This is a genomic window from Azospirillum argentinense (assembly GCF_000632475.1).
GTDB classification, from domain to species: domain Bacteria; phylum Pseudomonadota; class Alphaproteobacteria; order Azospirillales; family Azospirillaceae; genus Azospirillum; species Azospirillum baldaniorum.
The window spans coordinates 44,561-56,614 of sequence record NZ_CP007793.1 but is presented as its reverse complement, the minus strand read 5'-3'; the positions used below and the strand labels follow the sequence as shown (position 1 = coordinate 56,614).

Below are 12,054 nucleotides of genomic sequence, written 5' to 3'. Positions count from 1 at the left end.
GCCGTGTCAGGCGGCGCCGGCCGCCGGCATCGGGTTTTCCGGAGCACCGCCGGCACCCGCCCCGCCGGTCGCGGTGACCTGCACATCCACCGTCATGCCGAGGAAATCCGCCGGCGCCCCGGTCCAGGAACCACTGAGCGGCACCGCCTGCGAGGGATCGCGGGCGACGGCGACGCGGATCAGGTTCTTGCCGCCGATGATGCCGTTGGTCGGATCGAACTCCACCCAGCCGCAGCCCGGCAGATAGATCTCCACCCAGGCATGGGTCGCCCCGCCGCCGGTCATCGCGCCCTCCTGACCGTCCCGCGCGGGATCGTAGAGGTAACCGGACACGAAGCGCGCCGCGAAGCCCAGCGAGCGCACGGCCTCCATCATCAGAAGCGCAAAATCGCGGCAGGAGCCGCTCTTCCACGTCAGGGTGTCTACCGGGCTCTGGGTGCCTTCCAGGTCGCGGGCCTGATAGGTGAAGGTCTCCTTGATGGCGCGGGTCATCGACACCAGCATGTCCTGCGTGTCGGGCGGCCCGCCCTCGCCCAGCGTCACGAACTGCCGGGCCCATTCGTCCACCAGATGGTCGGGGTCCGGGTAGTGCCGCTGGGTGGTCAGCGCCAGATCCGGCACCTCCTCCGCGGAATAGCTGAAGGGATAGGAGCGCGCGTAGTCCTCGATGGGAAACTCCAGCTCGCCCATCGGGTAGTGGTCGACCCGGATGTGGCTTTCGAAGCGCAGCTCCGTCGCCGGCTGGTCGAAGCTCGCCACCGCGATGGAGTTGCCGAAGACGTCGTGGAGCCAGCGCACGGAGGCCGGCGGCGGGCTGATCACCAGACCCGTTTCGATCAGCCGCAGATCGTGGCTGTCGCGGGGCCGGAACATCAGGCGATGGTCGCCGAAGGTCACCGGGTTGGCGTAGCGGTAGGTGGTGGTGTGGTGGATGTCCAGGGTCATCATGGCCCGCGCCCTTTCCGTAAGCCGACACCAAACGTCGGCGTTTGTGAATGGTTCCGAATCACAGTATGGTGCTCGGGCATTCGGGTGGCCGTACCGGGGAGGGACGGCGGCCAGCGCAAGGACCGGGCCACATCGGCCGGAATATGCGCGCCCATGAGACGACAACAAGGGGACTTCCATGCCTTCGCGCCTCGAACAGCTCTGCATCGAGAAAGGGCTGAAGATGACCGACCAGCGCCGCGTGATCTCGCGCGTGCTGTCGGAGGCCGCCGACCACCCCGACGTGGAGGAGGTTCACCGCCGGGCGTCCACCATCGACCCGCGCATCTCCATCGCCACCGTCTACCGCACGATGCGCCTGTTCGAGGATGCGAACGTCATCGACCGGCTGGACTTCGGCGACGGCCGCGCCCGCTACGAGGAAGCCGGGTCGGAGCACCATCACCACCTGATCGATCTCGAATCCGGAAAGGTGGTGGAGTTCCAAAATGAAGATCTCGAACGGCTGAAGGAAGTCATAGCCCGCGAATTGGGCTATGAACTGCTCGGCCATAGGCTTGAACTGTATGGTGTTCCGCTGAGCCGCCGCACCACCACATCGGAGGGGGAATAACGACCGGGCGTGCCCGTGCTTGAGTCCTTTGGGACTCGCCGGGCACCATCCGGACGATAATCCCATCAATTGTGGGTTGCGCCGGGCGCGGGTCTGTCCAGAGGCGATGCGTGGTCCTAGCTTCAGGAACGCACACGAATCATCGACGGACCAACCGCCGCTATGGACGATACGAACAACGACCCGGTTCTCGCCCGCCTCGACCGGCTGACCGACAGCGTCACCCGCCGTCTGGACAAGCTGGAGGAGCGCCTGCGCATCCTGGAGCAGGACAACGGCGAGATCATCAACCTCCTGATCGCCGTCAAGGCCGGGCTGGAGGAATGCGCCGGAGAAATCGCCATGGGCGAGATGCTCATCGACGCGGACGACGCGGATGATTCCCCCAGCCCGTCGCTGCACTAAGTTGCCCAGGACGGCCCCGTTCAACGCATTTGGCTTGTGACGCGGCGCGTTCCGCCGGATAAGGGCGCATGCAGACCAGCGCCACTCCCGTTTTCGACGCCATCGCCTCCGGTCCCTCCACCGGAAGCCCCACCACACATGGCGCCGGCCCCCTGGCCTCCATCGCGCCGGGGGTGGCCTTCTTCGACTTTGACGGGACGCTGATCCACGGCGACAGCCTGCTGATGTTCATCGGCGAGGTCATCGGGCGCAACCGCGCCCGGCTGGCCTTCCTGGACGCCCTGCGGTCCGGCCTGCACCGCCACGCGCGCGGGCGCGGGCCGGGGGTGGATTTTCCGGGATCGGTCAAGACCATCCTGCTCCGCCGCACGCTGCGGGGCGTTCCGGTGGCCGACGCGCTGGCCGCCGCGGAACGGCTGGTCCACCGCATCCGCTGGCACGCCCCGCTGGTCGAGACCCTGAAGATGCACCGGCGCGAGGGGCGCCGGGTGGTGGTCGCCACCGGGGCGCTCGACGTCTATATGCCGGCCCTGCTGCGCGGGTTGAACGTCGACGACCTGCTCGCCACCGGGATGGAGGTGGAGGACAACACCCTGACCGGGCGCCTGTGCACCGGCAACTGCGTCCGGCTGGACAAGCTGGAGCGGGTGCGTGGCTGGATCGCCGCCAACGGCCCGTTCGGCGAGACCTGGGGCTACGGCAACCGGCCCAGCGACCTGCCCATGCTGTCGATTGTCGACCGTCCCACCGTCGTCAAGATCCGCTGACCGGACGGCGCGTGCCGCCCATGGGGATTTGCAACCGACTTCCGCGTGGCGTAGAACCCCCCTGAAGTTCAGAGAAGCCCGTGGTGAGCCCCCCATGACGACCGGCTTTTCCATCGACGCCGACATTCGCCTCCCCGGCCAGGGGGGCCGCAGCGCCGTCGTCGCCGACGACGATCCCGGCCAGCGGGACGCGCTGGCCCGCCATCTGGCCGAACGCGGCTTCACCGTGTCCACGGTGTCCGGCGGCTTCGAGGCGCTGAGCCTCATCGGGGCCGAGGGTCCGGCCGTCGCCCTGCTCCGCCGTCACCGGCTGGAGGATGAGGGGGACCGGGCCGCGGCGCTGGCCTGCATGCTCTACCCGCACACCCGGATCATCCTGACCGCCGGCGCGCCGGACGCCCAGTTGGACGCTGAGCCGGGCAACAGCCCGGTCACCGTGCTGGCCCGCCCCGTGGATCTGGCGCTGCTCGACCGCTGCCTGGACGGGCTATAGGACGACCTCCACCGGCGTGCCCACCGCCAGCCCGGCGTCATGGTCGGCGCGGCCCCGGTTGACGGCGATCTCCGCCAGACCGCTGGAGTTCGCGTACCACAGCGCCTCCCCCACCGGGACGTCGGCGAAGGTCCGGCCCCGGCGCACCGTGCGCCCGCCGGCCCGCAGCACCGCGTCCTCCGGCAGCCGGTCGGCACGCAGGCCGGTCATGGCGTTGCCGTAGACATCCACATAGACGATCCGCGCCAGATCGTCCGGCCAGTCGGGCCGCGCGAGGCCGGCCGGATCGACGGGTTCCAGCGCGACCGGGTTCCCCATGGCGAGGCTGGCCGCCACCGGGGCGAACAGGTCCCGCCCGTGGAAGCTGGCCGACAGCCGCTCGGGCCGCCAGCCGATGCTCCAGGCGCGCACCGACTCGGCCCGCCGCCGCAGCAACTCGAACAGGCCGTTGTCCGGCCCGACGAAGCGGCGCCCGTCGGCCTCGAACACCAGCGGGCGGCGGTCGGTCCCGACGCCGGGGTCGACGACGCAGAGGAAGACGCTGTCCGCCGGGAATTCCGGAGCGTAGGCGGCCAGCAGATAGGCCGAGAACTGCGGGTCGAAGGCGGGCGCGTCGGCGAACAGGTCGATGACCGGCAGGCCCGGCGCCATCCGCGCCAGCACCGCCTTCATCTGCCCGGTGTAGGGGCCGGACAACCCGAAATCCGTAAAGAGCACGATCATCCCGCCACTGTAGCGCACTTCACCCCGTTCGGTAAGACACGGATCGTCACGAGCCGCCTTGCAAGGCCAGAGAGGCGGTTCATATATTCATGGAACGCAAATGCACTCCGCCCCGTTTACTTGGTCCGCCTGCCCTAACCTTGCCGATCTTTGTCGGGACCAATGAATATGAACATATGTTCAAAAACCTTCGCAACGAAGAGCCTGACGAAGTTTATTGCCATCATGGGCTTGGCCGCCGCCCTGCTGCTGCCGGGAGCCGCGATGGCCGAGGGTGAACGGCCCCAAGGCGAGCGCCCGAAGATCGTCGCCACCACCGGCATGGTCGCCGACCTCGTGCGGGCGGTGGCCGGCGACCGGGCAGTGGTGGAGGCGCTGATGGGCGAAGGCGTCGATCCGCACCTGTTCAAGCCCACCCGCTCCGACACGGTGAAGCTGCTGCGGGCCGACGCGGTGTTCATCAGCGGCCTGCATCTCGAAGGCAAGATGACCGCCGCCTTCGACCGGCTGCGCGAGTCCGGCAAGCCTGTGGTGGCGCTGGGCGACGCGGTGCCCAGGGAGCGGCTGCTCAGCCCGCCTGAGTTCGAGGGCGCCCACGACCCGCACATCTGGATGGATGTGGGCATCTGGGCCGGCACCCTGCCGTCCATCCGCGACGGGCTGGCCCGGCTCGACCCCGCGGGAGCCGAGACGTACGCCCGCAACGCCGACGCGTACGGGGCGGAGCTGGCGCGGCTCGACGCGTACGCCCGGCGCATCCTGTCCTCCATCCCCGGCAAGGCCCGCGTGCTGGTCACCGCCCACGACGCCTTCAACTATCTGGGCCGCGCCTACGGGATCGAGGTGCGCGGCATCCAGGGGATCAGCACGGAATCCGAGGCCGGGCTGCGGATCATCGAGGAACTGGCCGCGCTGCTGGCGGACCGCGGCGTGCCGGCGGTCTTCCCGGAAACCAGCGTGTCCGACCGCAACGTCCGCGCCCTGGTCGAAGGGGCGGGGGCGCGCGGCCACCGGGTGACGCTGGGCGGCGCCCTGTTCTCCGACGCCATGGGCGCGCCGGGCAGCTACGAAGGCACTTACATCGGCATGATCGACCACAATGTGACGACCATCGCCCGCGCGTTGGGCGGCGAGGCGCCGGCCGACGGTTTCCAGGGCAAGCTCGCCCTGGCGCAGCGCTGACGCGGCGGAGGAGAAACGGACCATGCAGTATCTCTGGCGCACCCCCGGCAGCCGCACCGCCCCCGAAGAGGCCTCGCCCATCGGGCCGCCGCCCCTGGAGATCCGCGGCCTGACCGTCGCCTACCACCGCCGGCCGGTGCTGTGGAACGTCGATTACGCCGCCCCGCCGGGCGGGCTGATCGCCGTGGTCGGGCCGAACGGCGCGGGCAAGTCGACCCTCATCAAGGCGTGTCTCGGGCTGGTCCCGCGGGTGTCGGGAACGGTCGAGGTGTTCGGGCGCCCGATCGCCAGGCAGCGCCGCCTGATCGGCTACGTGCCGCAGCGTGAAAGCGTGGATTGGGACTTCCCCGTCTCGGCGCTCGACGTGGTGGCGATGGGCCGCTACGGGAAGATCGGCTGGTTCCGCCCGGTCACCCGCTCCCACAGGGAGGCGGCACTGCACGCGCTGGAGCGGGTGGGCATGGCCGACTTCGCCAAGCGCCAGATCGGCCAGCTCTCCGGCGGGCAGCAGCAGCGCGTCTTCCTGGCCCGCGCGCTGGCCCAGGAGGCGCAGCTCTACTTCATGGACGAGCCCTTCGCCGGGGTGGACGCGGCGACGGAGCGCGCGGTGCTTCAGGTGCTGCGCGACCTCGACGCCGCCGGGCGGACGGTGATCTGCGTCCACCACGACCTGCAGACGGTCAGCGACTATTTCGACCACGCCCTGCTGCTCAACACCCGCGTGGTCGCCCAAGGGCCGGTCGCACGGGTGATGACGCCCGACCTGCTGTCCCGCACCTACGGCGGACGGCCCATGCCGACACCCGCGGCATTGGGAGCGGAGGCGTCATGATCGACTCCGTGTTCGACGAGGCGTTGCGCATCCTGACCTTCCAGTCCGGCTTCAACAGCGCCGTGGTTGTTGCCGGGACCGCCGCGCTGGGGTTGGCCGGCGGGACGGTCGGCACCTTCCTGCTGCTGCGCCGCCGCGCCCTGGTCAGCGACGCGCTGAGCCACGCCACCCTGCCCGGCATCGCTATCGCCTTCCTGGTCGGGGCGGCGCTCGGCCTGCCGGAGCGGTCGCTGCCCCTGCTGCTGGCCGGGGCGGTGGCCAGCGGGGTGGTCGGGCTGCTGACCGTGCAGGCGCTGTCCCGCTTCACCCGGCTGACCGAGGATTCGGCGATCGGGGCGGTGCTGTCAGTCTTCTTCGGGCTGGGCGTCGTGCTGCTCAGCGTCATCCAGAATTTGGAGTTGGGCGGGCAGGCCGGGCTGAAGACCTTCATCCTGGGCCAGACCGCCGCCATGGCCCAGGGCGAGGCCATCGCCATCGGCCTGCTGGCCGCCGGGGCGGCGCTGGCCGTCGCCCTGCTGTTCAAGGAATTGCGGGTGCTGGCCTTCGACCCCGGCTTCGCCGCCGTGCAGGGCTGGCCGGTGGGGGCGCTCGACCTCGCGCTGATGGGGCTGGCGACGCTGGTGACGGTGATCGGACTCCAGACGGTGGGGCTGATCCTGGTGGTCGCGCTCCTCATCATCCCGCCCGCCGCCGCCCGCTTCTGGACCGACCGGCTGCCCGCCCTGACCGTCGCCGCGGCGGTGATCGGCGCGCTGTCCGGCTGGCTCGGCGCCGCCCTGTCGGCCCTGCTGCCCAAGCTGCCGGCGGGGGCGGTGATCGTCCTGGTCGCCGGGGGCTTCTTCCTGCTCAGCTTCCTGTTCGCCCCGGCGCGCGGGCTGGTCGCCGCCGCGCTGCGCCAGGGGCGGCTGCGCCTGACCTTCGCGGAGCGGCGCGCCCTGGCCGACCTGCTGGACGGCCGGCCGGTGGAGGGCTCCGTGGCGCTCTGGCTGCGCCTGCGCGGCTACATCCGGGACGGCGCCCTGACTCCCGCCGGGCAGACCGCCGCCGGTGCGGCGGCGCGCGACCGCCGGCTGTGGGAGCGGTTCCTGGCCGACTACCCGGCGCTGCTGCCCGCCCACGCCAATTGGGGCGTCGACCCCATCGACTCGGTCCTGCCCGGCGACATGGTCCGGCTGCTGGAGGAGCGGAGCGCCCCGTCATGATGCCCGACGTCCAGGAATTCCTTCAGATCGACGCCCCCGCCCTGCTCGCCGCGGTGCTGGCCTGCGCCGCCTGCGCGCTGGTCGGCAATTTCCTGGTGCTGCGGCGCCAGGGGATGATGGGCGACGCGGTCAGCCACGCCATCCTGCCCGGCATCGTCGGCGGCTTCCTGGTCGCCGGCACGCGGGAGACGCTGCCGATGATGCTCGGCGCGCTGGCCGCCGCGGCGCTGGCCGGCCTGCTGATCGAGGCGGTGCGGCGGCTGGGCCGGCTGGAGTCCGGCGCCGCCATGGGGGTCGTCTTCACCGTGATGTTCGCCGCCGGCGTGGTGATGATCGAACAGGCGTCGGCCGGTGGGGTCGATCTGGATGCCGACTGCGTGCTCTACGGCCAGTTGGAGACCATCCTGTGGCTCGCCCCCAAGGGCTGGGCGTCGCTGACCGACCCGGCGGTGTGGGCGGCCCTGCCGCGGGAAGTGCTGACGCTGGCCGCGGTCTTCGCGCTCTGCGTCGCCCTGGTCGGGCTGTTCTACAAGGAGCTGAAGATCACCACCTTCGACCCGGCGCTGGCCTCCACGCTGGGCATCCCGGCCGGGCTGTTCCATTACGGGGTGGTGCTTCTGGTGGCGGCCACCGCCATCGCCGCCTTCGAGGCGGTGGGCTCCATCCTGGTGATCGCCATGCTGATCGCCCCGCCCGCTGCGGCGCGCCTGCTGACCGACCGGCTGGCCGCGCAGATCCTGCTCAGCGTCGCGCTGGGGGTGCTGGCGGCGCTGGCCGGCTACGGTACTGCGGCCTTCGGGCCGATGCTGCTCGGGGTCTCCCATTCGCTGAACGCAGCGGGGATGATCGCGGTGGCGTCCGGCCTCATCCTGGCGCTGGCCGTCCTGTTCGGACCGCGCCACGGCCTGCTGGGCCGGCGGCGCGCCGTCGGCCGGCTGCGCGCCGCCCCCGGATTCGTTGCTCCGGAGGCGTAAAAGCCGTAACGTTTTCGCCTCGTCCCATGCGGAGCGCCGAATGCCGTTCCCCCACCGCCGGCCGCGCCGCTGGAGCTGGCTCACCCTGGTCGCGTTCCTCCTTCTGATGGCGAGCGCGCTGCACACGCTGCAGCATCTTCTGGAGCATGGGACCGACGAGCTGATCTGGCCCTTTTTCGGGATCGGGCTGGCCGGCGTGGTGATGGGTCTGGCGGTGCTGCGCGAACGGGAGGCCACCCAGCGCGCCCAGGCGGAGGCCCGCGCCGCCGACAGCCGGGCGGCGGACGCCCACCGCCGCCTGTCCGAGGCCATCGAGGTCGTCAACGAGGGCTTCGCGCTGTTCGACGCCGACGACCGGCTGGTCCAGTGCAACGCCCGTTTCCGCGAGATCTACGCCCTGCTGGGGCCTCTGGAGCCCGGCATCCCCTTCGAATCGCTGATTCGCCGCGCCGCCGCCACCGGCCATTACCCCGACTGCGGCCCCGGCGACATCGACCGCTGGGTCGAGCGGGAGATGGAGCGGCACCGCAACCCACAGGGGCCGCAAGTGCTGCGGATCGGCGACGGGCGCTGGTTCAAGATTGAGGAGCGGCGGACCAGCGACGGCGGCTATGTCGGGCTGCGCACCGACATCAGCGAGCTGAAGCGGCGCGAGCAGGAGCTGGCCTACAAGTCCGACCTGCTGGAGGCCACCTTCAGCGCCATGTCGCAGGGCCTCGTGGTGTGGAGCGCGGACGGCCATTTCCTGACCTGCAACCGGCGCCTGCGCGAGATGCTCGACCTGCCGGACGACGCGCTCCATCCCGGCCTGACCATGCCCGGCTTCCTGCGCTTCATGGCCGAGCGCGGCGAGTTCGGCCCCGGCGACACGGCGGAGATCGTCGGGCGACACCTGACCAACCTGCGTCCCGAAGGCGTCAGCCGCATCGAGCGCACGCGCCCCGACGGCCGGGTGCTGGAGATCACCGCCAGCTTCCTGCCCGACCGCTCGGTCCTGATGACCTACACCGACATCACCGATCACCGCCGGGTGGAGCAGGCCCTGCGCGAGAGCGAGGACCGTTTCCGCAAACTGTCGGACGCCGCCATCGACGGCATCCTGGTGCACGAGCAGGGGGTGATCGCCGACGCCAACCGCGCCGCGGCCGCCATCCTGGGCTATGCGCCGGACGAGCTGACGGGGCAGTCCATCACCGCGCTGATGGCGCCGGAGGACCGCGACCTCTCCTGGCAGCGCATCCGCGCCCGCGACGAGACTCCCTTCGAGACCGTCTGTCTGCGCCGCAACGGCGAGCGGCTGACGGTGCAGGGGGAGACCCGCTACGTGCCCTACCGCGGGCGGACCATGGCGATGGTGTCCTTCCGCGACATCACCGCCCACCGCCGCACCGAAGCGCAGCTCCGCCTCGCCAAGGAGCAGGCGGAGCTGGCGAGCCGCGCCAAGTCGGAATTCCTGCGCACCATCAGCCACGAGATCCGTACCCCGATGAACGGCGTTCTGGGCATGCTGGGGCTGCTGCTCGACGGCCCGCTGGGGGAGGAGCAGCGCGCCTACGCCCGCACCGCCCGCGAATCGGCGGAGGCGCTGCTGTCCATGCTCAACGACATCCTGGACATTTCCAAGATGGAGGCCGGGAAGCTGACCCTGGAATCGGGCCGCTTCTCCCCCGCCGAGGTGGTGGAGAGCGTGGTCGAGCTGCAGGCCGCCCGCGCCTTCGCCAAGGGGATCGAGCTGGCCGTCTGCATCCCCGGCGGCCTGCCGGCGATGCTGCGCGGCGACTCGGGCCGGGTGAGGCAGGTCCTGCTGAACCTCGTCGGCAACGCCGTGAAGTTCACCGACCGCGGCGGCGTCGCCGTCACCCTGTCGGAATGTGGGAGCGAAGCCCACGCGCCGCCGCGCCTGCGCTTCGAGGTGACCGACACCGGCATCGGCATTCCGCAGAACGCGCAGGCCGATCTCTTCACCGAATTCTCCCAGGTGCATCCCCGCCTGTCGCGCCGCCACGACGGCGCCGGGCTGGGGCTGGCGATCTCCCGGCGGCTGGTCGAGATGATGGGGGGAAGCATCGGCTTCGACAGCGCCGCCGGCCAGGGCAGCCGCTTCTGGTTCACCCTGCCGCTGGAGACCGGGCCGTTGGAGCCAGGAGCGCAGCGGACCGCTGGCGCGGAGACGCCGCCGCTGGCCGGGCAGACGGTCCTGCTTCTGGAATCCAACCCCGTCGCCCGGCGGGCGCTGGCCGAACAGTTCCGCTCATGGGGGGCGACGGTGAGTGCGCCGGACGTGATCGCGATGGTGGCCGGGCTGGACGCCGGAACCCTGCCCGCCGCCGGCATCGCGGTGATCGGCAGCGTGGAAACCCCGGTCGCCGGGTCCCTGCCCGACCGGCTGCGCGCGCACGGAGTGGAACGGATCGTCCGGCTCGCCTTGCCGCACCGCACCGTGGGCGGGGGCGGCAACGGCACCGACGCCACGGTGACGAAGCCGGCCCGGCCCTCCCGCCTGCTCGCCGCCATGACCGGACGGGGCGCGGCGGAGGCACCGCCCGCCGCGGAGCCGGGTCCGCACGGCGCAGCCACGCCATCCGGCGGCGGAGCGGGCCAGCGGATTCTGCTGGTCGAGGACAGCCCGACCAACCAGATGGTCGCCGCTCTGCTGCTGCGCGGCGCCGGCTATCGGGTGGACATCGCCAACAACGGGCGGGAAGCGCTGGAGGCGGTGGAAACCGTGGCGTCCGGCCCGTCGCCCTACGGGCTGGTCCTGATGGACCTCGCCATGCCCGAGATGGACGGGCTGACCGCCACCCGCCGGCTGCGCGCCCTGCCGCCGCCGGTCGGCACCGTCCCGATCATCGCCATGACCGCCGATGCCATGGACAGCGACCGCGAACGCTGTCTGGCCGCCGGGATGAACGGCCATGTCGCCAAGCCCATCGACCGCCCGCATCTGCTGGAAACCGTGGCCCGCTGGCTGGACGCCACCCCGGCGGAGCACGCCCTGGTGGAGTCTTCTGGGCCCGCCGCGCCATCGGACACCCCCGCCATGGCGGGCGTGCTGGACATGGAGGTGCTCCAGCAGCTCGCCCGGGATCTCGACGCGGATCTGCTGGCCGACGTCATCCGCCAGTTCGTGGAGGAGACGCTGGAGCGGGCCGAGAGGATCGCCCGCGGCGGGGCGGAGGCGGTGGAGGGAGGCCCGGCCGATCTCGCCGGGCTGGCGAAGGAGGCCCACACGCTGAAGAGCACCGCCGGGACCTTCGGCGCCCGCGACCTGTCGGCGGCCGCCCGGGCGCTGGAGCTGGCCTGCCGGAGCAACGCGGTGGGCGAGGTGACGTCGCTGTGCCGCGACATCCCCCGCCTCACCCGGGAAGCCGTGGAGGCTTACCGGCTGCGCGGCTATGTCATCTCATGACGTCGCTTCACTCCATGACGCTGATGTTGACCGCGGCGTCCTTGCCGTTGTTGCCGCGCGCGACCTCGAACTCGACGCGCTGGCCCTCGGACAGGGCGTGAAGACCCGACTTCTGCACGGCCGTGATGTGCACGAACACGTCCTTGGCGCCGGCCTCCGGCGCGATGAAGCCATATCCCTTGGTGGTGTTGAACCATTTGACGGTGCCGGTGGTCATAAGGCGAACTCCTGCTCCTCGGTCGGGGGGCTGCCGCCGGTCCGCGCCGCGGGGCGCAAGGGGCCGGCGAAGGACGATGGACGGTGTGGCGGTCATGTCCGGCGATCCGGTGTAGCGGTCCGGTGTGGCGCCACGCGGAAGCGCAAGCAAAGCAACGCGAGGGGAGGCTAGCCGGATGGCACCGGAACCGGCAAGGCGGCTTCACGGCATATGCCCAATGTGGCCAGACCGGTCATTTGGAAATAAGCCGATGGCGGCAGGTCCCGGCACGGCAAGACTTTCGATGGTC

General features: G+C 71.0%; 12 protein-coding genes. 9 read left to right on the top strand and 3 right to left on the bottom strand.

All coding sequences use genetic code 11. The annotated features are described in order from the left end of the window. Nucleotides 1–6: 6 nt before the first annotated feature. Nucleotides 7–948, bottom strand: coding sequence for a transglutaminase family protein (locus ABAZ39_RS00255; RefSeq protein WP_038525614.1), 942 nt, complete (start codon nt 946–948; stop codon nt 7–9). A 178-nt stretch (nt 949–1,126) separates the two neighbouring features. Here ABAZ39_RS00255 and ABAZ39_RS00250 point away from each other — a divergent pair, with 178 nt between their 5' ends. From ABAZ39_RS00250 to ABAZ39_RS00235, 4 genes are all read left to right on the top strand, one after another. Beyond that, nucleotides 1,127–1,561, top strand: a complete 435-nt coding sequence (locus ABAZ39_RS00250) for a Fur family transcriptional regulator (protein ID WP_038525613.1) — start codon at nt 1,127–1,129, stop codon at nt 1,559–1,561. Nucleotides 1,562–1,723: 162 nt separating this feature from the next. Next, on the top strand, nt 1,724–1,966 hold the full coding sequence (locus tag ABAZ39_RS00245; RefSeq protein WP_051657714.1) for a hypothetical protein: 243 nt from the start codon (nt 1,724–1,726) through the stop codon (nt 1,964–1,966). Between the two features lie 68 nt (nt 1,967–2,034). Next, entirely contained in the window at nt 2,035–2,733 is a 699-nt protein-coding gene (locus ABAZ39_RS00240; protein ID WP_038525609.1) for an HAD-IB family hydrolase, read from the top strand. 94 nt (nt 2,734–2,827) lie between these two features. Further along, entirely contained in the window at nt 2,828–3,226 is a 399-nt protein-coding gene (locus tag ABAZ39_RS00235) for a response regulator (protein WP_038525605.1), read from the top strand. Here ABAZ39_RS00235 and ABAZ39_RS00230 read toward each other — a convergent pair. Next, complete coding sequence (locus tag ABAZ39_RS00230; RefSeq protein ID WP_038525602.1) at nt 3,221–3,949, bottom strand: SAM hydrolase/SAM-dependent halogenase family protein; 729 nt, start codon at nt 3,947–3,949, stop codon at nt 3,221–3,223. The two genes, ABAZ39_RS00235 and ABAZ39_RS00230, sit on opposite strands and share 6 nt — an antisense overlap. Nucleotides 3,950–4,174: 225 nt before the next feature. Here ABAZ39_RS00230 and ABAZ39_RS00225 point away from each other — a divergent pair, with 225 nt between their 5' ends. The 5 genes from ABAZ39_RS00225 to ABAZ39_RS00205 are packed head-to-tail and all read left to right on the top strand — an operon-like array spanning nt 4,175 to nt 11,548. Continuing rightward, a complete protein-coding gene (locus tag ABAZ39_RS00225; protein WP_038525599.1) occupies nt 4,175–5,131 on the top strand; it encodes a metal ABC transporter solute-binding protein, Zn/Mn family in 957 nt (318 codons plus the stop codon). A 22-nt stretch (nt 5,132–5,153) separates the two neighbouring features. Further along, complete coding sequence (locus ABAZ39_RS00220; RefSeq protein WP_038525598.1) at nt 5,154–5,963, top strand: metal ABC transporter ATP-binding protein; 810 nt, start codon at nt 5,154–5,156, stop codon at nt 5,961–5,963. Continuing rightward, the gene (locus tag ABAZ39_RS00215; protein WP_051657713.1) at nt 5,960–7,165 is read left to right on the top strand and encodes a metal ABC transporter permease; all 1,206 of its coding nucleotides are present in this window, start codon (nt 5,960–5,962) and stop codon (nt 7,163–7,165) included. The genes ABAZ39_RS00220 and ABAZ39_RS00215 overlap by 4 nt, the downstream gene beginning before the upstream one ends. Continuing rightward, nucleotides 7,162–8,139: a metal ABC transporter permease gene (locus ABAZ39_RS00210; RefSeq protein ID WP_038525595.1), complete on the top strand. Its 978-nt coding sequence runs from the start codon at nt 7,162–7,164 to the stop codon at nt 8,137–8,139. Before ABAZ39_RS00215 ends, ABAZ39_RS00210 begins: the two co-directional genes overlap by 4 nt. 40 nt (nt 8,140–8,179) lie before the next feature. Beyond that, the gene (locus ABAZ39_RS00205) at nt 8,180–11,548 is read left to right on the top strand and encodes a PAS-domain containing protein (RefSeq protein ID WP_051657712.1); all 3,369 of its coding nucleotides are present in this window, start codon (nt 8,180–8,182) and stop codon (nt 11,546–11,548) included. Nucleotides 11,549–11,555: 7 nt separating this feature from the next. Here the strand turns inward: ABAZ39_RS00205 and ABAZ39_RS00200 are convergent, their stop codons facing one another. Continuing rightward, nucleotides 11,556–11,765, bottom strand: coding sequence for a cold-shock protein (locus tag ABAZ39_RS00200; protein ID WP_014238764.1), 210 nt, complete (start codon nt 11,763–11,765; stop codon nt 11,556–11,558). Between the last annotated feature and the right edge of the window lie 289 nt (nt 11,766–12,054).

Bases quoted from the DNA above. Each gene is read 5' to 3' on its own strand.
- ABAZ39_RS00255 (WP_038525614.1), bottom strand. From the start codon at position 948: ATGATGACCCTGGACATCCACCACACCACCACCTACCGCTACGCCAAC.
- ABAZ39_RS00250 (WP_038525613.1), top strand. From the start codon at position 1,127: ATGCCTTCGCGCCTCGAACAGCTCTGCATCGAGAAAGGGCTGAAGATG.
- ABAZ39_RS00245 (WP_051657714.1), top strand. From the start codon at position 1,724: ATGGACGATACGAACAACGACCCGGTTCTCGCCCGCCTCGACCGGCTG.
- ABAZ39_RS00240 (WP_038525609.1), top strand. From the start codon at position 2,035: ATGCAGACCAGCGCCACTCCCGTTTTCGACGCCATCGCCTCCGGTCCC.
- ABAZ39_RS00235 (WP_038525605.1), top strand. From the start codon at position 2,828: ATGACGACCGGCTTTTCCATCGACGCCGACATTCGCCTCCCCGGCCAG.
- ABAZ39_RS00230 (WP_038525602.1), bottom strand. From the start codon at position 3,949: ATGATCGTGCTCTTTACGGATTTCGGGTTGTCCGGCCCCTACACCGGG.
- ABAZ39_RS00225 (WP_038525599.1), top strand. From the start codon at position 4,175: ATGGGCTTGGCCGCCGCCCTGCTGCTGCCGGGAGCCGCGATGGCCGAG.
- ABAZ39_RS00220 (WP_038525598.1), top strand. From the start codon at position 5,154: ATGCAGTATCTCTGGCGCACCCCCGGCAGCCGCACCGCCCCCGAAGAG.
- ABAZ39_RS00215 (WP_051657713.1), top strand. From the start codon at position 5,960: ATGATCGACTCCGTGTTCGACGAGGCGTTGCGCATCCTGACCTTCCAG.
- ABAZ39_RS00210 (WP_038525595.1), top strand. From the start codon at position 7,162: ATGATGCCCGACGTCCAGGAATTCCTTCAGATCGACGCCCCCGCCCTG.
- ABAZ39_RS00205 (WP_051657712.1), top strand. From the start codon at position 8,180: ATGCCGTTCCCCCACCGCCGGCCGCGCCGCTGGAGCTGGCTCACCCTG.
- ABAZ39_RS00200 (WP_014238764.1), bottom strand. From the start codon at position 11,765: ATGACCACCGGCACCGTCAAATGGTTCAACACCACCAAGGGATATGGC.